This is a genomic window from Accumulibacter sp. (assembly GCF_023806565.1).
Classification (GTDB): domain Bacteria; phylum Pseudomonadota; class Gammaproteobacteria; order Burkholderiales; family Rhodocyclaceae; genus Accumulibacter.
Window position 1 is genome coordinate 1 of sequence record NZ_JAMTDV010000073.1, and the last position, 22,542, is coordinate 22,542.

Here is a 22,542-nt window from a genome sequence, read left to right on the forward strand (position 1 = left end):
CGCGAGAGTCTTGTTTGCATACTTGACACGGGCCGGCTAATGGGTGGCCCCTTTCCCACTTTCTCAATGCTCTTTCTCAATGCTTTCTCTGAAGCCCCTTCGTCAGTCATGAAGAACCGAGGCGGGGACACCGTTCCATGCACCGCGAGCGGTAGCTTGACCGTCGTGTACAATCCTCTAAAGTCGCCTTTCTGCTGCTCTTGTTCGTCGATGTCGCTCCCCACGCAAGACGCGAGAGGTAGTCTCAGTGTCCTCTTGGCGGCAGCTAAACTCCACTCCTTCAGGGCATCACATGACGCGAGAACACCAAACCCCCAACCTGTCCCCGCTCGCCCAGTCGGTGACGCGAGAGGGTAAGACGGTTCGAATCGACATCCACGAAGACGGAGAAGGTGGCTGGATATTGGAAGTGTTCGATCACCATGGGAACTCCACCGTTTGGGATGACTCGTTCCCAAGCGACCGCGAGGCGCTCGACGAAGTGCTGAAGACTATCGATGAGGATGGAATTGATTCGCTGATTGGTCCGCCAGCGGGTGCGCAGAAGCCGACGGGTCTGAATCAGCCCTTATCCCGAGCCGAACTCAACGAACTGGACGAGTTTCTGGCCGACGCGTCCATTGAGGATACGTCAATGGATGTCTCGACGCTGGAAGGCTTCCTGACCGCGATTGTCATCGGCCCACGGCCCGTACACCCACCAGAGTGGCTACCCTGGGTGTGGGACATACACGAAGGCCAGGCAGAGGCCAAGTTCGAGAACAGGGAACAGGCCAATCGAATCATGTTGCTGCTTATGCGGCACTACAACACGGTGGTCCATGCGTTCCTGGATGATCCAGCGTCCTTCGAACCTGTTTTCCAATTCCGCAACCAATGGGGTGCCGCTGAGTGGTGCGAGGGCTTCCTTCTTGGTTTTCAGTTCAGTGACGAGGCCTGGAGCCTGCTGGCTGTTGGGCAACCGACATGGTTCACTCCTTTCCTGCGTCTGGGCACTGACGACGGCATCCGCATGACCCGGAAACTCGGCGATGCCGAGAGATGGATGAACGAAATCACACTATCGGTCGTGAAGATTCACGCCTACTGGAAAGACAAGCGCGTCAACCAACCTGGTGGAGTCGTTCAGCACGAATATCGCCTTGGCGGCCAGAAGGAGGTTGCGCCGGTAGTTCGTGGCGGGCCAAAGGTCGGCCGCAACGACCCGTGTCCTTGTGGCAGTGGCAGGAAATTCAAGAAGTGCTGCGGAGCGGGCGACGCTCCGGCCGCTTTGCATTGAGGTGTGAGGCGAGTACGCTCGCCAGTTGGCTGCTGCCGCGGCCACACGGTATCCGGGTCGTGTTGCTATCCGGGTCGTGTTGCGGCGGCGGCAATGACCACGACCCCGTCTCCCTTGTCCGGAGCGGAACTGTGATTGCGAGAAGAACTCCGGCCCCGCGCCGCGTGATGTCCACGCCAAGCAGGGGCTGCCGGCCAGGACAAACGTGAAGGGGGAAAACCATGGGGACCATCAAACCTTTCCTGACAGGCATGCTCCTGCTCCAGGCGGTGCATGCGGCAGGCGGCGATGCCGAAAGGGACGCCCAGTTGCAGCGCATGGAACGGGCCATCAGCCGCATCCAGCAGGAGCAGCAGTCGACGTACCAGGAATTCGGCATGGTTCAGGAATTGCGCCGCTCGCTGATGCAACAAAACACGCCGCCGCCACCGCCCGCGGTGATTGGCGTCGACGATCTGCCCAGTTATGACGAGCAGGCTCGCCAGCACAAGCGAGTGGAGGAACAACTGCAGCGGTACACGGTGGAACTGGAGGGTCTTTACGCGCGTTACCGGGAACTGGAAGCGCAGAAGAGGTCGTTGTTGGATAGAGTGCGCGAGCTGTCTCAATCCCCGTGATGTGAAACAACGGGCCGCCAGAACCCCGTCATTCCGGCGCAGGCCGGAATCCAGTGCGGCAGCGCCTGGGCACCGGCCTGCGCCGGTACGACGGGTTGCATTCACAAGCCAGATTCGATGATGGGGATCAGGGCTGCGGCGGCTCTGAGGCGATTGATCTGCGGGGTTGGCGGAGCAATCTGCTGCGACATTCTTGTACTCTAACGAGCGCCGGGCAAAACACAGAGGAACTACGCACCACCGCGTTCCCCTTTCGATGACCTACCCACACCAAACCGCACCCTCTGCCTCTTCCACTCCACCGGAAACGGGGCCAAATGCGCCGGGTACCGCTGGCGATGTCGCGCGCGGCGTCAGGCCGCTGGCGTGCGCGAATTTTTTCGATGCGCTGCGGTGCCTTGGCAGCGACTGTGGAGACAGGGCGTCCGCCCGGCCTGTCGCCAGCCGGCGCGAACCGGGTATCGGCAGGAACTTTTGTGGTGCTTGCCGCGCATGGCGGGTGCGGAATCTTTCGTTGCGATAACCGTCTGAACACGTGGCCGATCCGCGGCCGGACTCAATCCGCGTCGGAAGACTCATCTACGCCGATGGCGTCGTTGCCGTCGACGATAGCGAAAGTTTGCGGTGCACGCTCCAGGAAGCGGCGACCATGGCCAGGGCCCGGTGGCCGCCCTCTGCATCCGGCGTTCCCGAGAATCGATCCTCCCGCTCAGAAGACACTCATGACAGACACCACCCAGGACGAAACCAAGGACGAACCCTTGCGTGCCGACATCCGGCTTCTCGGCCGAATTCTCGGCGACACCGTGCGTGAACAGGAAGGCGAGGCGATCTTCGACATCGTCGAGCGCGTTCGCCAAACCGCCATTCGCTTCGCCCGGAACGGCGACCCGGCAGCACGCGCGGAACTCGCCGCGATCCTCGACCCGCTTTCCCGGGACACGACGCAGGTCGTCGTCCGCGCTTTCAGCTACTTCCTGCAGCTGGCAAACATCGCCGAGGACCAGCACCATATCCGGCGACGCCGCGCCTATGACCTGGCCGGATCTCCCCCGCGCGAGGGCAGCCTGCCCTACGCGCTCGACCGCCTGGCCGAAGCCGGCGTCGAGCGGGCGGACGTGGCCGACTTCTTCTCCCGGGCGCTGATCTCGCCGGTACTCACCGCCCATCCCACCGAGGTGCAGCGCCAGAGCACGCTGCAAAGCCAGCGCGAGATCGAGCGCCTGCTCGACGTGCGCGACCGGCAACGACTCACGCCCGAGGAGCAGGCAGAGAACGCCGCCGGCCTCGCCCGCGCCGTCCTGACGCTTTGGCAGACGCGCATGCTGCGACCGGTGCGCCTGAAGGTGATCGACGAGGTGAAGAGCGGCATCGGCTATTTCGCATCGACCTTCTTCACCGAATTGCCGAATCTCTACATTCAGGCAGCCGAGCAACTCGAAGCCCGCTATCCCGGCGATCGCTGGGTCCTGCCGCCTTTCCTCCGCGTCGGCAGCTGGATCGGCGGCGACCGCGATGGCAACCCCTTCGTTACGGCCGAAATCCTGCACGAGACGCTGCGCCTGCAATCGACGGCCACCCTGGATTTCTACCTCGGCGAAATCCATGCGCTCGGCGCCGAGTTGCCCATGTCGAGTCTGCTGGTCAAGGTCTCCCGCGAACTCGAGGCGCTGGACGAAGCCTCTCCCGACCGTTCGCCGCAGCGTGCGGACGAGCCCTACCGGCGCGCGCTCACCGGCATCTACGCCCGTCTCGCCGCAACTTCGCGCTCCTTCGATCACCTGGAACCCTTGCGGCATGCGGTGGCGGACGCCGAACCCTACGCCTGCGCCGGAGACCTGCGCGACGATCTCAAGATCCTCGCCGGTTCGCTCCAGGCCAATGGCAGCGCGCTGCTCGCCGGTGGCCGCCTGCGTCGGCTGCTCCGGGCAATTCAGATCTTTGGTTTCCACCTTGCGCCAATCGACCTGCGTCAGAACTCCGAAGTCCATGCCCGCACCGTTGCCGACCTGCTGACTGCTGCCGGGCGCTGTGCCGACTACTCGGCGCTCGAAGAACCGGCACGTATCGCGCTGCTGCTGCAGGAACTGGGAACGCCGCGACCCCTGTATTCGCCCTATCTCGCCTACTCGGAGGAAACCCGGGGCGAGCTCGCCATCTTTTTCGCCGCGCGCGAGCTGCGCCTGCGCTATGGCGCCGCCGCCCTGCCCAATTGCATCATTTCCAAGACCGACGGCGTCTCGGATCTGCTCGAAGTCGCCCTGCTGCTGAAGGAGTCGGGCCTGCTGCGACCCGGTGCCGATCCGCGCCTGGAGATGAACGTCATCCCGCTGTTCGAAACGATCGCCGACCTGCAGCAGGCTGCCACCATCATGGACACGCTGTTTCGCCTGCCCGTCTACCGCGAGTTGCTTGCCGCACGCGGCTGCGAGCAGGAGATCATGCTCGGCTATTCCGACAGCAACAAGGATGGCGGCTTTCTCACTTCCTGCTGGGAGCTGTACCGGGCCGAGATCGAGCTGGCTCGCGTCTGCCGCGAGCACGGCATGCGCCTGCGCATTTTTCACGGCCGCGGCGGCTCGGTCGGCCGCGGCGGCGGCCCGAGCTATCAGGCGATCCTCGCCCAGCCGGCCGGGGCGGTTTCGGGCCAGATCCGTCTGACCGAACAGGGCGAGGTGATTTCCTCCAAGTACGGCAATCCGGGCACCGGCCGCCGCAACCTGGAAGTGCTGCTCGCCGCCACCCTCGAAGCCAGCCTCACCGACCATGAAAACCGCGTCGAGTCGGCCGAGGCCTTCCACCCGGTGATGGATCGCCTGTCCGATCTGGCCTTCCGCGCCTATCGTCGCCTGGTCTATGAAACCGAGGGCTTCACGCAGTATTTCCGCCAGTCCACGGTGGTTTCCGAAATCGCCAGGCTGAACATCGGCAGCCGGCCGGCATCACGCAAGGCGACCGACCGCATCGAGGACCTGCGCGCCATTCCCTGGGTCTTCAGCTGGGCCCAGTGCCGGCTGATGCTTCCGGGCTGGTACGGTTTCGGTTCCGCCGTCGACGCCTGGCTGAGCGACCACCCGGACGGCCTCGCCACCTTGCGCCGCATGTTCCGGGCGTGGCCCTTCTTCCGCACTCTCCTGTCGAACATCGACATGGTACTGGCCAAGACCGACCTCGCCATTGCCTCGCGCTACGCCGAACTGGTCACGGACACGGCCCTGCGCGACCGCGTTTTCGCCCTCATTCGTGGCGAATGGGAACTGACCCGTCGCCACCTCCTGGCGATCGAGGAGCAGGAGGGTTTCCTCGCCGACAGTCCGCTGCTCAGGCGCTCCATCCAGCAGCGCTTCCCCTACATGGACCCCTTGAACCACCTGCAGGTCGAGCTGCTCAAGCGCTATCGGGCCGGCGAAACCGACGAGCGGGTCGCCCGCGGGATCCACCTGACGATCAACGGCATTGCCTCCGGCCTGCGCAACAGCGGTTGAACCCGCCGTCCCCGGGAATCGAGCACATCGCCCGTCCTCGCCGCGTCCGCCCGCAGCGCTCGCACGTGCTCGGCAGCAGCGGCGAGCGAGGAGCCGGCGACGGGCGCCGCACCGTTCCTTCCCGGCAGCAGCGGACGCGTCGACGGCGCAAGCTCACTTTCCCTCTTCGAGCACGCCGATCTGATAGCCGGCCAGCAAGCGATCTGCCTCGGCGGAATGCGGCCGCCCTTTGGTTTTGGTGCGATAGGCTTCACTGGCCTCCTTGCCGCACCAGGGAAGAATGACGCTGGGGCGCGTCGGATGGTCGGGCAGATAGGCCGTCAGGTCATACACCTTGCCGTGGATGGCCATCCAGCAGTCGCCGGCGCTGCTGTGCCGGGCAACTTCCGTCAGCGGCAGACGTTTCATCGCACGGACCGGAGTTGCTTCCCCGGGAGCGGGCGACCGACTGCTTGCCGCCCAGACCCCGAGGACGACCAGCCAGAAGAGCCCAGTGGCGAGCAGAAAGAGTTTGCGTGTCATCGGAAATCGAAACGTTCGCAATGAATGCGTTCCCGGGGCACGCCTCGCGCCTGCAGGAGGGCGACGGCCGCCGTCAGCAGCCCCGGTGGCCCACACAGATGACAGTGTACGCCGACGAGATCGGCTGCGGCGGGAAGAATCGCCGGCAGGTCCGGCACTCCGTCGGCGTTGGCCATGGCCGTCAGCGACAGGGATGGCTGCGCGGCCGCCAGCGCCTGCAGTTCGTCGAGATAGCCGGCATCGCGCGACGACCGATGGAGGTAGACAAGCCGGACCGGCTGCCGCAGCGGCCTCGTCCGCAGGACGGCAAGGAAGGGGGTGATGCCGATGCCGCCGGCGATCCAGAGGCTCGGCCCGCGCGGCTGATCTGCGAGGAAGGTGCCAAATGGTCCCTGCAGGCGCGCGGCGACACCGCATTCCACCGACTGGAAATGGCGGGTGCAGTCGCCCAGGGCCTTGATGCCCAGCGACAGCCTTCCGTCGGCGGCCAGGGCACTGATGGTGAACGGGTGAAATTCGCGACAGCCCCGGAATCGGGGGCCGTCGAGGAAAGCCGCCAGCACGAACTGCCCGGGCTGGGCGCTGATGGCTTGCGACAAGGGCGCCAGCGAGACCTCGACCAGGTCCGGAGCGAGCCGGTGCACCTGGCGGACGACGTAGGGTCTGGCTGCCCCGCCGTAGTCGGCGCGGACGAGCCGCCACAGCATGAAGCTCATCGCCAGCAGCGGCGTCCACAGAAGCAGGTAGTCGAGCCCGAGCTGCAGCAGATGCGCGAACGCGAGGACGACGGCGCCGGCCAGCAGAGCGTGCAGCCCGCGCCAGGCCGAGTAGGACAGGCGTGGCGCCAGGGCAGCCGCCATTCCCGCCATCAGGGCGAGCAGCGCGGCCCAGCCCAGCCAGCCGGGCCAGCCTTGCTGCCCGGGGTCGAGTTCGGCCCAGGCGAAGGCCGGCTGCTCTTCCCAGCCATCGGCGGCGAGCGCCAGCGGATGGCACAGGAGCACCAGATAGGCGGCCATTCCGAGCCGGTGATGCCAGACATACATCCGCTCCAGTCCCCCCAGCCGACTGGCCAGCCAGGGTTCGCGAATCATCAACAGCAGGCTGGCGAGCAGCAGGCCGCAGCCGGTCCAGCCGGCAACGATGGCGAAGCTGCGCCATCCCGAAAGCTCGTCGGGAAACGCCCAGAAAACGGGGGCACCCACCAGGAAGGCGGCAATCAGCGGAATCGACAGGCGGGAGGCAATCGACATGGGGAAGACGGACTATCGGTCGACCGGCTGCGACCGCAACTGCTCGCAAAAATCCCGGGGGTGCGCTGGCAGTTGCAGGCCCTGCGCGCTGGCGCGGGCGACCATCACCTCATGGTGCGCCAACTGGTAGGCGTGACAGTCGTCGTAGCTCTTGAATCCGCGGATCCTGGCCTGGTGCTCGATGCGTTCTTCCGGCGTCATCAAGTGCCAGCCGCTGGTATTGCCTTCGCTGGCGCGCCATGGGCCGCGCGCGAAGAGCGAGCCGGCGAATGCCAGTGACACAGCGGCAAGCGCGAGACACGCCCGTTTGCCTGCCATTGCGACCTCCTGTCCGTGCTCGGCAGCACGTTCCTGTCGGGATCAGATTAGCACTTCCGCGACTGGCTGCCCTGATCCAGCTCAAACCCAGGGGGCAGGGCCAGGGCTGGTGCAGCTGACCGGTCGCTCCCGGGTTCCCCGTGTGTCGGCAGTGCGCGTGCGCCAGGTGGAGCGAACGCTGCCACAGCAATCAGGCGGCAGCGGCGACGCGCCGGGACAGGAACGCCGACGACACCGGGCAAAGGCTGGCGAATTGCGCGGTGGCCTGAATGACCGTGGGCGCGGCACTGCGCGAAACGGGTTGGTAGCCGAGCGCCAGAAAGAAGCGCTCCGCGGTGGTGGTAAGGAGAAACAGCGTATCGACCCCGCAGGACGCAGCAAACGATTCGGCGAAGGAAACCAGGGAACGAGCGAAACCCCGCTCCCGGAAGCGCGGCGAGACGGCGAGCGAACGCAGCAACGCGAAGGGGCCGTGGAATTCGAGGCCCACGACTGCAACCAGGGTGCCACCAGATCGAATGCCGAAGAACTGCACCGGAGACGTCGGCGAAAGGTCGGCGATCGGCAATGCGCACTCCAGCAGCAGCGAGAGGAGTTCTTCGGTGGGAGATTCCGGGGCAATCTGCATGATTTCAGGTCAAGGTCCGAATCACGAGTGGCCAAGAAGCCGCGTGCTCTCGCCGGATTCCTTGTCCTGACTGTCCGCGGCACGGGAAGGGCATCGGCGCGGAGGCGCCCCGCGGAGTGGGTCGCGCCCTGCAGGCAGTAAGCCGGCACGTTCGGGATCAGGCGGTGATCGCTTCGTCGGTGCTTCCACTCTGCCTCCTCACAACCTGCCGCGCCTGGCGCACGGCCGCCTGCTCAAAAAGCCGGAAGAGTTCCTGATAGAGCTCGCAGTAGGGATCGGTCTCGAACAGGGTGCCATGATGCGCATGAGTACGAATCGGACAGCCTCCGTGACACAGGGAGAGGTAGTCACAATCGATGCACTTCCGCTGTGCCAGCACCATCGGTCGTTCGATGAACTTTCGGCGCGCTTCGCTGCCCCGGAGCAATTCCGCGAGCGTTGCCGAGGAGAAAATGTTGCCGAATCGGTACTCGGGATAGCTGGTCACCCAGCAGTCGCACTGCGCCACGTGTCCGCGTGCGTCGACTGCGATCAGGCGATCGACGCAGTTGTCACCCCAGAAACAGGGCAGTACGGAATGGCGATGGCTAAAATGGTCAAGCAGGGCGTCGAACGGAGCAATGCGTACGCCGCGACCAAGCCCTCGCTCGAGCCAGATCACTGCGAGGTCGAGGTGAAAGCGCAGTAATTCCGCCTGGCTCATGGTCGATCGTTCCTGCCTGCCCGGGTTGCTCTCTCCGCCGGGGAACGGCGTGTTGATCTGCAGATCGGTGAGAGCGAGTTCGTCAACGAGGTGCTCATAGAAAGGTTCGGCGCCGATTTCGAGGGTCGCCCGGTTGGGCAGGGAAATTACGTCGATGCGAATTCCAGCCGCCTGCGCTTCGCGGAGCTTGCGCAGCCACAGCTGGTCGTAGTGCGCCGGGCTGCGGCCAGGAAGCTTGCGGTGCAGATTCGGATAATCGAACGAGGTGCCGATGCTGTTGCCGAACATCCGCGCAACCACGGGATTCCAGTCCTTGGTGTAGGCCAGCAGATTGGATTGCAGGCAATGTCGTATCGCGACCCCGCGCTCCGTGGCAGCTTCGGAAATCAGGTCATAGGCGCGATCGTACCAGTCGGGCGACAGGAGCATCGCCTCTCCGCCCTGCCAGTAGATCGTCAGCGAGCCGATCGACTGGTTCTGCAGGAAATCGAGGACCTTGCCGATGAGCACGCCCAGGCGTTCGATCGTCAGCCGGTCGGCGGTGCGATGCTCGAAACAGTACTCGCAGGAGGCGTTGCACTGCAGCGTCGACAGCAGGATCAGCGAAAGCTCGCGGGTCGGCATCAGCGGGAATCCTCAACGCCTTCGCTGGAAAAGGCGGCGAGGTCGTGGCGCAGCTCGGCGGCCGCAAGACTCAGCCGGTCAAACAGCGTGCGGACGCCGATGCAGGAAAAAGAGCGATCCGGCCACTTGAAGTAGCCGCCGCAGTAGTCGAAATGCGGACACGATGCGCATTCGCCTTGCTCGGCGAGCAACCCGCCCCGCCAGACATCAAGAAAGTCACCACTGCCCGGAGACGAGCGCTCGCTGGCAAGCCTTCCCGGCAGACGCTCATCGCCGTTCTCGGCAACCACCCGAAACAATGCCGGATCTTCTTCCTGAATCGACCACAGCGTCAGCGGCTCCTGGTGAAAGAAGGCCAACAGACTGCTGTGGAAAGGTTCGATCGGCTGCGCGACGGTGGACCGGTGCAGATAGAGATCGAGCACATCCACCAGTTCGTCGATCAGTTGCGGAGGCGGCGGGACTAGATCGAGCTTGACCGGCAAGTCCAGACTGGCGGCAAGCCTCACTGCTCGGGCGAATCCGGCGATCAGTGGTATCGCCACCCGCACCGGGCAATGGTCGAGCAGTGCCGTACAACGGTAAAGCAACGGGTAATCCCGAGGCTCGGACAATACCAGATGTAATGGCACCGGCTGCCGCCACTCGGCGATTTCCTCGACGGTTGACGGGGACAGCGGCAGCTCGATGTGCAACAGACCGCCCGGATGGACGAGTGACATCAACCCGCCGATCTGACCGGGATGTTGGAGACGGACGATCAGCGGTCGATCATTCCAGCTTGCGACAAGCGCCGACGGCACACTATAGGCGATCACCCGCGGTACACGCGAACCGCTGTCGAATCAGCGGTTGACCCAGGCGCCACCACGGTTGGCCCACGCGCGGCCACCGTTCACCCAAGTGCCACCGCGATTGGCCCAGGCAGACCCATGGTTGGCCCAGGCGCCGCCATTGGCCCAAGCCCCGCCGCGATTGGCCCAGGCGCCGCCACGGTTGGCCCAGGCCCGTCCGCCATTGGCCCACGCGGTACCGGCAGTCGCACTTTGTCCCGGATCGAACAGAGCTCCTCCGAAGAGTGCGCCGGCTACCACCACCTTCGACCACCTGCCGATGCTGAGGAGAAAATCGCGTCGGGCGCAATTCTGCTCTTCGCTATCGATCGGCACCGCCTTCGTCGTCTCTTCCTTCGTCGTCTCTTCCTGCCTGTCTTCCGTTGTCATCGTAGGTCTCTCCGTCGGGAAATGATCGGCCGCTGCCGGTCGTGAGCAGGTCGCCGCTGCCACCAACACGGACAACTCTACGCAATTTGCCAGGCGTGCCGTTGATCCAGGTCAACCGCGAGGCGGCAGGCGGCCGATCCACCGCTGCGATGCGATGAAGCGGGATCAGGCCAGGCACGCCACGACGAAAGCGCCAAGAAAAACGGAGGCCACGCCTCCGTCTTCTTTCGCGGCAGCGCGGCGAGCTTGGGCCGCCTAGCGCTTGCTGTACATGAAGTTCGCGTAGGCGCCCTCGGCGATGCGGAACCAGAGGTTCTGGTCATCCTGGAACTTCTTGTAATCGTCGTACACCTTCTTGAACTCGGGATTCTTGGCCGAAGTCTCCGCATATACTTCCAGCGCCGCCTTGTAGGAAGCGTCCATCACTTCCTTCGGAAATGCCTTCAACTGCGTTCCGGAGCCGACCAGTTGTTTGAGCGCCGTGGGGTTCTTGGCGTCGTACCGGGCCATGATGTCGACGTGCGCGTCGGCACAGGCAATCTGGAGAATCGTCTGATACTCCTTGGGCAGTTCGGCCCACTTCCTGGTATTGACGTAGGCCGCCACCTGCGGCCCACCCTCCCACCAGCCGGGGTAGTAGTAATACTTGGCTACCTTGTTGAATCCGAGCTTCTGGTCGTCGTACGGACCGACGAACTCGGCCGCGTCGATCGTTCCCTTTTCCAGCGCCGGGTAGATGTCGGCGCCGCCGATCTGCTGTGGCACGGCGCCCAGCCTGCTGAGGACGGCGCCGGCAAAACCGCTGATGCGGATCTTCAATCCCTTGAGATCGGCGACCGTCTTGATTTCCTTGCGAAACCATCCGCCCATCTGGGTTCCGGTGTTGCCCAACGGGATGACCATGATGTTGGACTTGGCGAAAAGCTCGCCGAGCAGGCGGGCGCCGTTGCCGTAGCGGAACCAGGCGTCCATCTGCCGATTCGTCATACCGAAGGGAACGGCGGTTTCAAAGGCGTAGGTGGGATCCTTGCCGTAGTAGTAGTACGAGCAGGTGTGCCCCATTTCCACGGTGCCATCCTTGACGGCGTCGAACACCGCTCCGCCGGGAACGATTTCGCCGGGAGCGAAGATCTGGATGTGGAATTTTCCGCCGGTCGCCTCGGCAACGCGTTTGGCCATGTATTCGGAACCACCGAACAGCGTGTCGAGGCTTTTCGGGAAGCTGGAAGCCATTCGCCACTTGATCGTCGGGGCGTTCTCGGCAAGGGCGGGCATGGCCATGCCGCCGACGGCGAGGCCGGCGCCGGCAGTTTTCAGGAACGAACGTCTCTCCACGAGTGTTTTCCTCCGGGTTCTTGTCAGGAATTTTCCCGCCGATTATAGCGAAAGCGATCGGGCGCGGAATCTTGCGCGCATCGTCAGCACATCCTCTCGCCGGCCGGCGCCAGTAGGCCGGGGGGAAGCGGCCGCGGGATCAACGCCCGGCGACTTTCATCTCTTCGACCAGAATCGAGCCTACCTGCTTCGAACCTCGCACCAGGACGTCGTTGCCGATCCCAGCGATGTTCCGGAACATGTCACGCAGATTGCCGGCGATCGTGATCCCCTCCACCGGGTGCGCAATCTCCCCGGCTTCTACCCAGTAGCCGGCAGCGCCGCGCGAGTAGTCGCCGGTGACGTAATTGACACCGTGGCCAAGCAGTTCGGTCACCAGCAGACCGCGCCCCATCTTGCGGAGCAGGCCGTCGAGATTCCGCTTCCCCGGATGGACGATCAGGTTGTGGCAACCGCCGGCGTTGCCGGTGGTCCGCATCCCCAGTTTGCGCGCGCTGTAGGCACTCAGGAAGTAGCCCTGCAGGCGGCCATCGACAAGCACTTCGCGGTCCCGGGTGGCCACTCCGTCGGCATCGAAATAGCTGCTCGCCAGCCCCTTGCGCAGATGCGGTCGTTCGCTGAGCTGCACCCGTTTCGAAAAGACGCGTTTGCCGAGGGTATCGACGAGGAACGAGGTCTTGCGGTAGAGGCTACCGCCGCTCGCGGCATGCACGAAGTTGCCGATCAGCGAGGAGGCCAGCGGCGCCTCGAAAACGACCGGTACCCGGCAGGTCTTGACCTTGCGCGCGCCGAGACGCGACAGCGCGCGCTGCGCGGCACGATCGCCGATCGACTCGGGCGAGCCGATGGCCGCCGGGTCGCGGGCGGTCGCGTACCAGTCGTCGCGCTGCATGTTCTCGTTCTCCCCGGCGATCACCGAACACGACAGGTAATGCCGCGAGGTCGGGTACCCACCGACGAAGCCCAGGCTGTTGGCCGAAATGAACTGTCCCTCCTGGATCGACACGGTCGCGCCTTCGGAATTGCTGATCTGCGGATCGACGGCGAATGCCGCCTGCTCGCAGCGCCTGGCAAGGTCGACGGCTTCCTCGACCGAGAGCAGCCAGGGATGGTACAGATCGAGATCCGGCAGGCTGCCGGCATTGATTGCCAACAGTTCGGCGTCGGGCAGGCCGGCACAGGGATCGGCAGCGGTAAACCGGGCGATGTTGAGCGCCGCCTCGACGGTCTCGCGCAGAGCGCCCGGCGAGAAGTCGGAAGTGCTTGCCTGGCCCTTCCTCTGGCCGAGGTAAACCGACACGGAGACCGACTTGTCACGGTTGTGCTCGATCGTCTCGACCTCGCCGCAGCGCACCGTCACCGCCTGACCGAAGCCGGTGGTGACGTCGACCTCGCAGGCGCTGGCACCCTGTTTGCCGGCATGCAGCAGGACGTCCTCGGCCAGTTGCCGCAGGACGTCGAGGCGGTGACTGAAGCGCGATTCGCTGGCAACGGTGTGGTTGGAAGAGGGCATGGGGTCGGTCGCCGAGAGCAAAAGCCGCTATCATAGCAGTTCACCGCCCGGCTTCTGTGGCACGGCCCGGCGGTCCCACCGGCCACAACGAAGAGCATTCCGGCAAGCCATGAACCTCGCGCACGAACAACCCGCCCCGCCGTCGAAAACGCAGCGCAAGCGGGCGATGCACGAACTTCAGGCGCTCGGCGAGGAACTGGTGCAACTGGCCGCCGACCGGCTCGGGAAGATCGAGCTGCCGGAAGATCTGCGCGCTGCGCTGTGTGCGGCACGGAGTATGGCGCGCCACGACGACGCGCGGCGGCGTCAGCTCCAGTATGTCGGGCGGCTGATGCGCGACGTGGACGCGGAACCGATCCGCCGTGCGCTGGCGGCGCTGCGCGGCGAATCGGCAGAGGAAGCACGCAGGCTGCACTGGCTCGAACGCCTGCGCGCCGACTTGCTGGCCGACGAAAAGACCTTGCACGAAATCGCCAACACCTATCCGGCCGCCGACCTCCAGCAACTGCGCTCGCTGCGCCGCGCCGCGCTGCACGAACAGGCGCAGGGCAAAGCGCCCCGCAGCTACCGTGCCATCTTTCGGCTGCTCAGGGAACTCGAGCGGGCCGACGATGTTTCCAACCTGGGCAATGAAAATGGACAGCAATGAGGAGTTGCTGATCGGCCTGGTGTCGATCAGCGACCGTGCGACGCAGGGCGTTTATGCCGATCAGGGGATTCCGGCGCTGCGCGACTGGTTTGCCGGAGCGCTGCGCAACTCCTGGCGAATGGAGACCCGACTGATCGCCGACGACCGTGCCTCGATCGAGGCGACGCTGATCGAACTGGTCGACCACGTCGGTTGCCATCTGGTGCTGACCACCGGCGGCACCGGACCGGCTGCGCGCGACGTCACGCCGGAGGCGACGCTGGCGATCGCCGACAAGGTGATGCCCGGCTTCGGTGAGGAAATGCGACGGATCAGCCTGCATTTCGTGCCGACCGCGATCCTCTCGCGCCAGGTCGGCGTGATCCGTGGCAAGGCGCTGATCCTCAATCTTCCCGGGCAGCCAAAGTCGATCCGGGAAACGCTCGAAGGAGTCCGGGCTGCCGACGGAACGGTGCTGGTGAACGGCATCTTTGCGGCGGTTCCCTATTGCATCGATCTGCTCGGTGGTCCCTACGTCGAAACCGCCGACGAGGTCATCCGCGCTTTCCGGCCAAAATCCGCCCTGCGGGCGAAACCCTCGACCTGACGCGGCGATGCCGGCGGCCACTCGGCGACGCCCGCGGCAGCGCTCCCGGCGGCTGTTCGAACGCGTCCAGAGCCTTTGACGAGGGAAGGAAACCGCCTATAATATGCGGTTCTTTCGCTTCGTTATTTGGAGTCCAACATGTACGCGGTCATAAGAACCGGTGGCAAGCAGTATCGGGTTGTCAGCGGCGAAAAATTGAAAATAGAACAGATACCGGCAGAAGTTGGCGCAGAAATCACTTTCGACCAGGTCCTCATGGTAGGCGAAGGCGAAACCGTCCAGGTCGGCACGCCGACCGTCGGCGGCGCCACGGTCAGAGTGACTGTGCTTGCGCATGGTCGGCACGACAAGATCCGGATTTTCAAGATGCGTCGCCGCAAGCACTCGCAGAAGCATCAGGGACATCGCCAGAATTACACCGAGATCCGGGTGGACGCCATCGCCGGTGGCGCTGCGCCCGAACCTACCGTCTGATCGAGAGGAGTCTGACTCATGGCACACAAGAAAGCAGGCGGCAGCGTACGCAACGGCCGCGACTCGGTAGCGAAACGTCTGGGCGTCAAGCGCTTCGGCGGACAACTGGTTCGCGCGGGCAGCATCATCGTGCGCCAGCGCGGTACCGCGTATCATCCTGGTGACAACATGGGAATCGGCAAGGACCACACCCTGTTTGCACTGGTGGACGGACACGTTCGGTTCGCCATCAAGGGCGCATTGAACCGGCGCACGGTCAGCATCGTTCCCGTCGCTGCCTGAACACCAGGCCGCTGGCTGCCGCGGCAAGCCGGCCCTGCTCGAAGCCCTATCCTTGCCGGTAGGGCTTTTTGTTTGCCAATCGGACCACAGCGAAGAAACCCGGCCATGAAGTTCATCGACGAGGCGAAAATTCTGGTTGCCGCCGGCGACGGAGGCAATGGCATCGCCTCGTTCCGGCGCGAGAAGTACGAGCCCGAAGGGGGGCCGGACGGCGGCGACGGGGGACACGGCGGCAACGTGCATTGCGTCGCCGACCGCAACGTCAACACCCTGATCGAATACCGCTACGCTCGCCGCTTTCGGGCCAGGCGTGGCGAGAACGGCGGTTCCAGCGACCGCTACGGCAAGCGAGGCAAGGATCTGACGCTGCGCGTGCCGGTCGGCACCGTCATCGCCGACGTCGACAGCAAGGAAGTGCTCGCCGACCTCGATGCAGATGGCAAGAAAGTGCTGCTCGCCAAGGGGGGACGCGGTGGCCTCGGCAACGTCCATTTCAAGTCGAGCGTCAACCGCACGCCACGGCAATTCACCCGCGGGGAAGCGGGCGAGCAGCGCAACCTGCGGCTGGAACTGCGCCTGCTCGCCGATGTCGGCCTGCTCGGCCTGCCCAACGCCGGCAAGAGCACCTTCCTCAGGGCCGTTTCCGCGGCCCGACCAAAGGTGGCCGACTATCCGTTCACGACGATCGAACCACATCTCGGCGTCGTCCGCACGGATCAGGACCGGAGCTTTGTCGTCGCCGACATTCCCGGCCTGATCGATGGCGCGGCCGAGGGTGCCGGACTGGGCATCCGCTTCCTCAAGCACCTGAAGCGCACGCGCCTGCTGCTGCACCTCGTCGACCTGGCCCCGGCCGACCCGGCGGCGGACCCGGTGCGCGCGGTGCAGACGGTTGTCCGCGAACTGCAGAAATACGACCCGGAACTCGCCGCCAGGCCGCGCTGGCTGATTGTGAACAAGGTCGACCTGATCCCGGAAGACGAGCGCGAGCAGCGTATCGCCGATTTTCTGCGAGCCTGCAAGGCTGACCCGACCAACAGCTTCCGGATCAGCGCGATCAGCGGCGACGGCTGCCGGCTCCTGACGCAACGGCTGCAGGACGCTCTCGATCGACTGCCGCAATCGCCGGCCGACGTGCCGGCAGTGACGGCCCATTCTTGGGAAGACCCGTGCGAAAAAGAACCGCAGCCCTGAACATGGCCGCCACGCGTATCGCGTCTGCCCGCCGCCTGGTCGTCAAGATCGGTTCGGCACTGCTCACCAACAACGGGGAAGGCCTCGATCTCGCGGCGATCGGCGATTGGGCGAGACAGATCGCCGAACTGACGCAGGGCGGCAAACAGCTCATCCTGGTTTCCTCGGGCGCGATTGCCTGCGGCCTGCAACGCCTCGGCTGGCGCAAGCGCCCGCACGCCGTGCATGAATTGCAGGCGGCGGCGGCCGTCGGCCAGATGGGTCTGGCACAGGTTTACGAAAGCGCTTTCGCCCGGCACCAGTTGCATACCGCGCAGATCCTGCTGACCCACGACGATCTCGCCGACCGCAAGCGCTATCTCAACGCACGCTCGACGCTGAGCACGCTGCTGCAACTCGGCGTGGTGCCGATCATCAACGAGAACGACACCGTCGTCACCGACGAAATCAAGTTCGGCGACAATGACACGCTCGGTGCCTTGGTCGCCAACCTGGTGGAGGCGGATTGCCTGATCATTCTCACCGATCAGGAGGGCCTGTTCACGGCCGACCCGCGCAAGGACGCCGCGGCCACGCTGATCGCCGAAGCACGCGCCGGCGTTCCTGCTCTGGAAGCGATGGCCGGCGGTGTCGGCACCCAGTTCGGCAAGGGCGGCATGATCACCAAGGTGATTGCCGCCAAGCGTGCGGCGCGCAGCGGCGCGCACACGGTGATCGCCAGCGGGCGCGAAACCGACGTCATTCTCCGCCTGGCACGCGGCGAGGCGCTCGGCACCTTGCTGGTTTCGGAAACTCAGCCGCTGACGGCGCGCAAGCAATGGCTCGCAGACCACCTGCAGCTCAACGGGAAACTGGTGCTCGACGGGGGCGCCGTCAAGGCGCTGCGCGACGGGAAGAGCCTGCTGCCGATCGGCGTCGTGACCGTCCAGGGAGATTTCGAACGCGGTGCAGCGGTCGCCTGTGTTTCCCGCGAAGGCCACGAAATTGCGCGCGGCCTGGTCAATTACGGCAGCAGCGATGCCCGCCGCATCGCCCGCCGGGCCAGCCAGGACATCGAGGAAATTCTCGGCTACATCGACGAACCCGAGATCATCCATCGCGACAACCTGATCGTCATCTGACGCGCCGCGCCTCTCTGCCGGGAGTCCTACCGCTGCCGCGGCAATGCCCACAGCCGAAGCAACAGTGCTGCCAGCAGCGCACAGGCGGCCGCCAAAGCGAACGCCGCCAGCGGGGCGACCGCTTGCCAAAGCCAGCCGAAAACGAGCGAGGCGGGCAGCAGGAGCAGACCCGACGTCAGGTGAAACCAGCCATAGGCGGTGCCCAGCATCTCCTGCTCGACGAGATCCGCGACGAGCGCCTTTTCGGCGCCTTCGGTCGCGGCCATGAACAGTCCGTAGCACGCGAACAGCGGCCACAGCAGCAGTTGCTGGCCGATGCAGCCGAGCAGCAGGTAGAACGCACCGTAAACGCCCCAGCCACAGACAATCAGGCGAGGGCGGCCAACCCGGTCGGAGAGTGCCGACAGGGGCGTCGAGAACAGCGCTGCGCTCAACGACACCAAGCCCCAGAGCAGCGGTACCTGGTATTCGGCGAGTCCCAGCTCCCTTGCCCGCAACAGCAGGAACACGTTCGACGAATTGCCGAGAGTGAACAGCGCCAGCACCGCCAGGTAGCGTCTGAACGGTCCAGGCAGGCCCTGCATGCGCCAGCAGAAGGGCGTCGCGGATGCCGGTGGAGGATGCTGTGGTTCCTCGACGGCGAGCGCCAGAACCACGGTCAACGCCCCGCCCAGCGAGGCCCAGAGGAAGATGTCGCGCAGCGGCACCTCCACCGCCAGCAGCCACGCCGCCAGCAGCGGCCCGACGACCGCGCCGACGTTGTCCATGGCGCGATGCAGCCCGAACGCCAGTCCGCGTTGCTCCGGAGCCACGGACAGCGCCAGCAGCGCATCGCGTGGCGACGAGCGCAGACCCTTGCCGACGCGATCGGCGAAGCGCAGCAGCAGGACAGCCGGCCAGGAGGTCGCCAGGGCGAACAGCGGACGCGCCGCCGCCGCGAGAGAATAGCCGCCGACCACCCAGGGCTTGACCGAGCGCTGCCGGTCCGAGAGCACGCCGGAAAACAGCTTGAGCAGGCTGCCGCTCGCTTCGGCGACGCCTTCGATGACGCCCAGTGCGCCGGCACCGGTCATCAACACCGAGGCGAGGTAGATCGGCAGCAGCGGGTAGATCAGCTCGCTCGTGGAATCGTTGCACAGGCTCACCAGACCGAGCAGCCAGACGGCGCGCGGCAACTCCCGCAAGCGCGCGAAAGCCTTGCCCATCTCTCGCCCCGGTCAGCTGTCCGCGCTTGCTCCCGGCGGGTCTCTGCCGTCCGGATTGATGATGCCGAAATGGGCCGGGATGCGCGTGTAGAAGATGCGAATCTTCTCGCGGCGAATCAGATCGAGCAGGCTTTGGCCTTCTTCGTCGGTGACGACGAACTCGACCTCGATGCCGCCGCTTCCCGCCAGCTCGAAAAAGCGGTCCTCGTGCAGCGCGTGGCGTCGGCCGAATCCGGCGATCGAGCGAAACGCCGATCCACCCCGGATGCCGAGCCGGTTGCCCTGATCGAGCAGCCACTCCCAGAGCAGGACGCCATGATGCGTCAGGCTTTCGCCAACGTAGAATCTCAGGAACGAACCTTCCATGCTTGCCTCCCCTTCGCCTGCTGCACCCTCCCCATCGTCCGCGACGGATGCGGGCATCAGGTCGAACTTCGCGCCCATAAAATCGTCGCCATGCCGGCGAGGGTCATCAGCACCGAGCCGACGACGTGCGCTCCGACGATTCCCAGCGCCCACGCCATCCGCCCTTCCTGCAGCAATATCGTCAGTTCGGCGGAAAAGGTCGAGAAGGTCGTCAGCCCGCCGCAGAAACCTGTGATCACCAGCAAACGCCATTCCGGCGGGATCGCCGAGAACGACGTGAAGAAGGCGATCGCAAGTCCGATGACGTAGGCACCGATCAGATTGGCCACCAGCGTTCCGGGCGGAATCGTGGGAAACAGGGCGTTCAGCCGAAGCCCGAGTTGCCAGCGCAACAGCGCGCCGAGCGCCGCACCGACGGAGATGGCTACGACTGATTTCCACATACCGTTTCGCCCTGAGAACGTGAAGCCGGAACGGATTCGCGGCACGCTCGCAGCGGCCGGTCCGCCGGCAACGTACCGCCGGATCGGCAGCGCGGGCTGCAATACCCTCCCCCGGCTGGCCCAATATAGCATCGGAACTCGTTCCCTGAACAGCCCTGGCCGGCACCATCGAAACACCGCGACCGGCACCCGCTGCACGTAATCAGCAAGGAGCGCGGGACTCGCCGCTAACGGTCCTTGCAGTTGCGGCCGCCCGTGGCGGGGAATTCGGACAATTCATGTGCGACAAGACCGGACCATGTAGATGTCGAGTGAACCGTCGGTGTTGAATTTCAGCGGCATTGACGACAAGATGCCATAGCGGTTGAGCGCGTTGCGCACATAGAAATTCTCGCGATACGGCGAGGTCGGCCGGACGTTCACGGGTGACGGTGGCAGCGCGCCCGTCGCGATATGCATGACGTACGGCGTCAAGCGCGCGGCCGTCGGCATCGACATAGGTCGTCGGATAGACGGCGTCAGACGAGGTCAGCGCACCCAGCCCCATGTAGGCAACGAAGGCGCGCGTTTCATAGTCTTTGCCGTAGCGGCCCAGATCGAGCATGTTGACCCAGCCGTTCGCCGCGCTCATCGAGTAGGGACCCTCGGGGAGCAGCTTCCAGACGTCCACGGCGCCTCGCCGATGCCCTTGCGCAACTGCTCGTCGATCCTGCTCGGGTCGAATGGTTTTCCTGGCTCGACACCGAGCAGTTTGAGCTTGTCCAATGCCCAGCCGTCCTCGGCGCTGGGCGGGTTGACCTTCATCGCCAGTGCCATCCGCTTGAAAAACATCTCGCCGGTCATCAGCCGTACCTGGTCGAAGGGTGTTGCCGTCAGGTCGACGTTCGGATCGACCGTGACGGTCACAGGCGGCGCGTAGGGCTTGCCGTAGGCCGACAGCGGTGTGATCGCGAGCTTGCCCTGCAGCGCGTGGATCGCCGGGAAGTCGTCCGGGCTGCCGGCCGACATCTACACCAGCATCCAGGCGTAGCGCGTGCTGCTGCGTCAGATGGCCTTGATCCCTGGCGGTGGCGTGCCATTCCACTTCGGCCCCGCGACGCGGAAGTCGCCGGATTTCGTCGCCGGCGTCCGTATGCCGGCCGAGGCAAAGTCGTTGCTCCACATGCCGAGTGCCTGCACAACCATGTACCGGTCGCCGGAGTCGGGGATGGTGACGACCATCGGCTCCTCGTTGAGGTCGACGAAGCCGTGCGACCACAACGAGTTGACGCTGATTCGTACGACTGCCTTGAAGTCTGGGGCGACGTGGGTGCGAATCCGACCGAATTTGGTTGATTGGCGCACTGTATTCGCCGGACTTCGACGCGGCCGTCAGGTACTGGACGTTGGTCCCAATGCCGCTACGGCGACACCGAGTCCCAGGTTCAGCAGCGCCACGAGCCCGAGTAGAAGCGGATTCGGCGCCAGCAGCGCGGCGAACACGAAGACCGCCGCAGCGCCTAAGTCGTAAACGAGCAAGCTCGGGCGCAGCCGCGTTCGATTTGCTGGCAGGTCGCGCGCAAGCCACCAGATCAATCCGAGAGCGAGCGCTGCGCAGCCGACCAGTCGGGCCACGATCAAGCCAGCAGGATCAAGTGGTTGACCGATCAGCCAGCCGAGCACCTGCGGGAAGAGCACCACAGTAGTGCCCACGCCGATTTCACCGGACGCCGAGATGGCGAAGATCCAAGCCGAGCTGTCGCTGCCGGTGGCCACACGATCGTCCCCCGCGATTTCGTCCATGTCGTTCCTCCATTCGCGCTCACTTGAATTGTGGGCGCCAGGCACATGCGATGGAACAGGACCAAGGTCCAAATGCATCGTATTGCACGGCCGAGCCTGGCGTGGCACAGCCTAGACTGGGCCGCGGAGCGCAACAGCATGCCATGCTGATCGGATGCTGCCGGACGATGGGGACAACGCGGTCGACCTAACCTGGATGACAACGGCTGCGGCCAGCTTGACGCTGGGAATGATCCATCTATACGTCTGGGCCCGCCAGCGTGAGCGGCTGGACTTCCTGGCCTTCTTCGTGGTGGCCGCCTCGGCGGCCGTCTTCGGTGCCTTCGAGCTGCAGATGATGCGTGCGGCCACACCTGCGGCCTGGGCTGCAGCCCTGCGCGCCGGCCACGTACCGCTGGCGATCTTCGTTGTCTCCACTGTGGTCTTCGTGCGCCTGCACTTCCGCAACGGTTGCCTTGACTTGCTGGCCGCGATCGTCGCGTTGCGCCTCGCAACGCTGGTTCAGAACTTCACGACCGGGGTCAATGCCAACTTCGAGCAGCTGGTCGACCTGGGGTACGTAGTGTTGTGGGGCAAGTCGATCGTCGCGGTGCCGGTGGGCACGCCGAGCCGCTGGGCGTGGTTGCCGAAACTGGGCAACCTGTTGCTGCAGGTTTTCGTCACCGACGCCGCACTGACGTTGTGGCGGCGTGGCGACCGCGCAGCGCTGGTCGGCGGTAGCGTCGTCGTCAGTACCACTGCCGCCGGTGGGCTGGCCGCATTGTCGGTCTACGGCTTGGCGCAGCTGCCGACGTTCCTGTTGCCCGCCTTCGTGGTGATCCTTTTGGCGATGAGCCCCGAACTGGGCGGCGATGTGCTCCGCGCCGCCGCCCAAGCGCGGGAGCTGGAGGCTAGCAGCCTGTCGGACTTTCGGCTTGCTGCCGACCGGATATGCTATAACCAT

25 protein-coding genes and 1 pseudogene are annotated in these 22,542 nt (G+C 64.9%); 10 read left to right on the top strand and 16 right to left on the bottom strand.

Annotated features, from left to right (window positions below):
- Positions 1–292 precede the first annotated feature (292 nt).
- The 3 genes from NFV80_RS08745 (at position 293) to ppc (ending at position 5,381) form a co-directional block, all read left to right on the top strand.
- The gene (locus NFV80_RS08745; protein ID WP_295328713.1) at positions 293–1,279 is read left to right on the top strand and encodes a UPF0149 family protein; all 987 of its coding nucleotides are present in this window, start codon (positions 293–295) and stop codon (positions 1,277–1,279) included.
- Positions 1,280–1,500: 221 nt separating this feature from the next.
- A complete protein-coding gene (locus NFV80_RS08750) occupies positions 1,501–1,896 on the top strand; it encodes a hypothetical protein (RefSeq protein ID WP_295328715.1) in 396 nt (131 codons plus the stop codon).
- A gap of 722 nt (positions 1,897–2,618) precedes the next feature.
- The gene (gene ppc / locus NFV80_RS08755; protein WP_296758409.1) at positions 2,619–5,381 is read left to right on the top strand and encodes a phosphoenolpyruvate carboxylase; all 2,763 of its coding nucleotides are present in this window, start codon (positions 2,619–2,621) and stop codon (positions 5,379–5,381) included.
- A gap of 153 nt (positions 5,382–5,534) precedes the next feature.
- Here the strand turns inward: ppc and NFV80_RS08760 are convergent, their stop codons facing one another.
- The 9 genes from NFV80_RS08760 to pmbA form a co-directional block, all read right to left on the bottom strand.
- Positions 5,535–5,903, bottom strand: coding sequence for a cytochrome b5-like heme/steroid binding domain-containing protein (locus tag NFV80_RS08760; protein WP_295328718.1), 369 nt, complete (start codon positions 5,901–5,903; stop codon positions 5,535–5,537).
- Complete coding sequence (locus tag NFV80_RS08765; protein ID WP_296758413.1) at positions 5,900–7,153, bottom strand: ferric reductase-like transmembrane domain-containing protein; 1,254 nt, start codon at positions 7,151–7,153, stop codon at positions 5,900–5,902. Before NFV80_RS08765 ends, NFV80_RS08760 begins: the two co-directional genes overlap by 4 nt.
- 12 nt (positions 7,154–7,165) lie before the next feature.
- Complete coding sequence (locus NFV80_RS08770) at positions 7,166–7,471, bottom strand: hypothetical protein (protein WP_296758416.1); 306 nt, start codon at positions 7,469–7,471, stop codon at positions 7,166–7,168.
- A 190-nt stretch (positions 7,472–7,661) separates the two neighbouring features.
- Positions 7,662–8,099, bottom strand: a complete 438-nt coding sequence (gene arsN2 / locus NFV80_RS08775; protein ID WP_295328724.1) for an arsenic resistance N-acetyltransferase ArsN2 — start codon at positions 8,097–8,099, stop codon at positions 7,662–7,664.
- A gap of 157 nt (positions 8,100–8,256) precedes the next feature.
- Positions 8,257–9,426, bottom strand: a complete 1,170-nt coding sequence (locus tag NFV80_RS08780) for a radical SAM protein (protein ID WP_296758419.1) — start codon at positions 9,424–9,426, stop codon at positions 8,257–8,259.
- Complete coding sequence (locus NFV80_RS08785) at positions 9,426–10,148, bottom strand: hypothetical protein (protein ID WP_295328728.1); 723 nt, start codon at positions 10,146–10,148, stop codon at positions 9,426–9,428. Before NFV80_RS08785 ends, NFV80_RS08780 begins: the two co-directional genes overlap by 1 nt.
- A 123-nt stretch (positions 10,149–10,271) precedes the next feature.
- Positions 10,272–10,649: a hypothetical protein gene (locus NFV80_RS08790; protein ID WP_295328730.1), complete on the bottom strand. Its 378-nt coding sequence runs from the start codon at positions 10,647–10,649 to the stop codon at positions 10,272–10,274.
- Positions 10,650–10,904: 255 nt separating this feature from the next.
- Positions 10,905–11,984, bottom strand: a complete 1,080-nt coding sequence (locus NFV80_RS08795) for a TRAP transporter substrate-binding protein (RefSeq protein WP_295328731.1) — start codon at positions 11,982–11,984, stop codon at positions 10,905–10,907.
- Between the two features lie 139 nt (positions 11,985–12,123).
- A complete protein-coding gene (pmbA, locus tag NFV80_RS08800; RefSeq protein WP_295328733.1) occupies positions 12,124–13,497 on the bottom strand; it encodes a metalloprotease PmbA in 1,374 nt (457 codons plus the stop codon).
- A 109-nt stretch (positions 13,498–13,606) separates the two neighbouring features.
- Between pmbA and yjgA the strand changes: the two genes are divergently transcribed.
- From yjgA to proB, 6 genes are all read left to right on the top strand, one after another.
- Positions 13,607–14,146 (top strand): ribosome biogenesis factor YjgA, encoded by a 540-nt coding sequence (gene yjgA, locus NFV80_RS08805; protein WP_295328735.1) that lies wholly within the window; start codon positions 13,607–13,609, stop codon positions 14,144–14,146.
- Complete coding sequence (gene mog, locus NFV80_RS08810; protein ID WP_295328737.1) at positions 14,133–14,732, top strand: molybdopterin adenylyltransferase; 600 nt, start codon at positions 14,133–14,135, stop codon at positions 14,730–14,732. The genes yjgA and mog overlap by 14 nt, the downstream gene beginning before the upstream one ends.
- Before the next feature lie 138 nt (positions 14,733–14,870).
- A complete protein-coding gene (gene rplU / locus NFV80_RS08815) occupies positions 14,871–15,206 on the top strand; it encodes a 50S ribosomal protein L21 (RefSeq protein WP_295328739.1) in 336 nt (111 codons plus the stop codon).
- 18 nt (positions 15,207–15,224) lie between these two features.
- A complete protein-coding gene (gene rpmA / locus NFV80_RS08820; protein ID WP_295328741.1) occupies positions 15,225–15,488 on the top strand; it encodes a 50S ribosomal protein L27 in 264 nt (87 codons plus the stop codon).
- 105 nt (positions 15,489–15,593) lie between these two features.
- Positions 15,594–16,682, top strand: a complete 1,089-nt coding sequence (cgtA, locus tag NFV80_RS08825) for an Obg family GTPase CgtA (RefSeq protein WP_295328743.1) — start codon at positions 15,594–15,596, stop codon at positions 16,680–16,682.
- Between the two features lie 2 nt (positions 16,683–16,684).
- Positions 16,685–17,803: a glutamate 5-kinase gene (proB, locus tag NFV80_RS08830; RefSeq protein WP_295328747.1), complete on the top strand. Its 1,119-nt coding sequence runs from the start codon at positions 16,685–16,687 to the stop codon at positions 17,801–17,803.
- 26 nt (positions 17,804–17,829) lie between these two features.
- On the opposite strand, the gene NFV80_RS08835 is transcribed toward proB, so the two are convergent.
- The 7 genes from NFV80_RS08835 to NFV80_RS08865 form a co-directional block, all read right to left on the bottom strand.
- Positions 17,830–19,008: an MFS transporter gene (locus tag NFV80_RS08835; RefSeq protein ID WP_295328745.1), complete on the bottom strand. Its 1,179-nt coding sequence runs from the start codon at positions 19,006–19,008 to the stop codon at positions 17,830–17,832.
- Positions 19,009–19,020: 12 nt separating this feature from the next.
- Positions 19,021–19,374 carry a DUF190 domain-containing protein gene (locus NFV80_RS08840; RefSeq protein WP_295328749.1) on the bottom strand — a complete coding sequence of 118 codons (354 nt, stop codon included), beginning with the start codon at positions 19,372–19,374 and terminating at the stop codon, positions 19,021–19,023.
- A 56-nt stretch (positions 19,375–19,430) separates the two neighbouring features.
- Positions 19,431–19,817, bottom strand: a complete 387-nt coding sequence (crcB, locus tag NFV80_RS08845) for a fluoride efflux transporter CrcB (RefSeq protein WP_296758425.1) — start codon at positions 19,815–19,817, stop codon at positions 19,431–19,433.
- 202 nt (positions 19,818–20,019) lie between these two features.
- Positions 20,020–20,487, bottom strand: a complete 468-nt coding sequence (locus tag NFV80_RS08850; protein ID WP_295329052.1) for a hypothetical protein — start codon at positions 20,485–20,487, stop codon at positions 20,020–20,022.
- Complete coding sequence (locus NFV80_RS08855) at positions 20,445–20,825, bottom strand: hypothetical protein (protein WP_295329050.1); 381 nt, start codon at positions 20,823–20,825, stop codon at positions 20,445–20,447. The genes NFV80_RS08850 and NFV80_RS08855 overlap by 43 nt, the downstream gene beginning before the upstream one ends.
- Positions 20,826–20,861: 36 nt before the next feature.
- A complete protein-coding gene (locus NFV80_RS08860) occupies positions 20,862–21,161 on the bottom strand; it encodes a DUF1254 domain-containing protein (RefSeq protein ID WP_295329048.1) in 300 nt (99 codons plus the stop codon).
- Positions 21,162–21,188: 27 nt separating this feature from the next.
- Entirely contained in the window at positions 21,189–21,599 is a 411-nt protein-coding gene (locus NFV80_RS08865) for a hypothetical protein (protein WP_295329045.1), read from the bottom strand.
- A gap of 154 nt (positions 21,600–21,753) precedes the next feature.
- Between NFV80_RS08865 and NFV80_RS08870 the strand changes: the two are divergent.
- Positions 21,754–22,542: pseudogene (locus tag NFV80_RS08870) on the top strand (hypothetical protein); the annotation flags it as partial.

Bases quoted from the DNA above. Each gene is read 5' to 3' on its own strand.
- NFV80_RS08745 (WP_295328713.1), top strand. From the start codon at position 293: ATGACGCGAGAACACCAAACCCCCAACCTGTCCCCGCTCGCCCAGTCG.
- NFV80_RS08750 (WP_295328715.1), top strand. From the start codon at position 1,501: ATGGGGACCATCAAACCTTTCCTGACAGGCATGCTCCTGCTCCAGGCG.
- ppc (WP_296758409.1), top strand. From the start codon at position 2,619: ATGACAGACACCACCCAGGACGAAACCAAGGACGAACCCTTGCGTGCC.
- NFV80_RS08760 (WP_295328718.1), bottom strand. From the start codon at position 5,903: ATGACACGCAAACTCTTTCTGCTCGCCACTGGGCTCTTCTGGCTGGTC.
- NFV80_RS08765 (WP_296758413.1), bottom strand. From the start codon at position 7,153: ATGTCGATTGCCTCCCGCCTGTCGATTCCGCTGATTGCCGCCTTCCTG.
- NFV80_RS08770 (WP_296758416.1), bottom strand. From the start codon at position 7,471: ATGGCAGGCAAACGGGCGTGTCTCGCGCTTGCCGCTGTGTCACTGGCA.
- arsN2 (WP_295328724.1), bottom strand. From the start codon at position 8,099: ATGCAGATTGCCCCGGAATCTCCCACCGAAGAACTCCTCTCGCTGCTG.
- NFV80_RS08780 (WP_296758419.1), bottom strand. From the start codon at position 9,426: ATGCCGACCCGCGAGCTTTCGCTGATCCTGCTGTCGACGCTGCAGTGC.
- NFV80_RS08785 (WP_295328728.1), bottom strand. From the start codon at position 10,148: ATGTCACTCGTCCATCCGGGCGGTCTGTTGCACATCGAGCTGCCGCTG.
- NFV80_RS08790 (WP_295328730.1), bottom strand. From the start codon at position 10,649: ATGACAACGGAAGACAGGCAGGAAGAGACGACGAAGGAAGAGACGACG.
- pmbA (WP_295328733.1), bottom strand. From the start codon at position 13,497: ATGCCCTCTTCCAACCACACCGTTGCCAGCGAATCGCGCTTCAGTCAC.
- yjgA (WP_295328735.1), top strand. From the start codon at position 13,607: ATGAACCTCGCGCACGAACAACCCGCCCCGCCGTCGAAAACGCAGCGC.
- mog (WP_295328737.1), top strand. From the start codon at position 14,133: ATGGACAGCAATGAGGAGTTGCTGATCGGCCTGGTGTCGATCAGCGAC.
- rplU (WP_295328739.1), top strand. From the start codon at position 14,871: ATGTACGCGGTCATAAGAACCGGTGGCAAGCAGTATCGGGTTGTCAGC.
- rpmA (WP_295328741.1), top strand. From the start codon at position 15,225: ATGGCACACAAGAAAGCAGGCGGCAGCGTACGCAACGGCCGCGACTCG.
- cgtA (WP_295328743.1), top strand. From the start codon at position 15,594: ATGAAGTTCATCGACGAGGCGAAAATTCTGGTTGCCGCCGGCGACGGA.
- proB (WP_295328747.1), top strand. From the start codon at position 16,685: ATGGCCGCCACGCGTATCGCGTCTGCCCGCCGCCTGGTCGTCAAGATC.
- NFV80_RS08835 (WP_295328745.1), bottom strand. From the start codon at position 19,008: ATGGGCAAGGCTTTCGCGCGCTTGCGGGAGTTGCCGCGCGCCGTCTGG.
- NFV80_RS08840 (WP_295328749.1), bottom strand. From the start codon at position 19,374: ATGGAAGGTTCGTTCCTGAGATTCTACGTTGGCGAAAGCCTGACGCAT.
- crcB (WP_296758425.1), bottom strand. From the start codon at position 19,817: ATGTGGAAATCAGTCGTAGCCATCTCCGTCGGTGCGGCGCTCGGCGCG.
- NFV80_RS08855 (WP_295329050.1), bottom strand. From the start codon at position 20,825: ATGTCGGCCGGCAGCCCGGACGACTTCCCGGCGATCCACGCGCTGCAG.
- NFV80_RS08865 (WP_295329045.1), bottom strand. From the start codon at position 21,599: ATGGACGAAATCGCGGGGGACGATCGTGTGGCCACCGGCAGCGACAGC.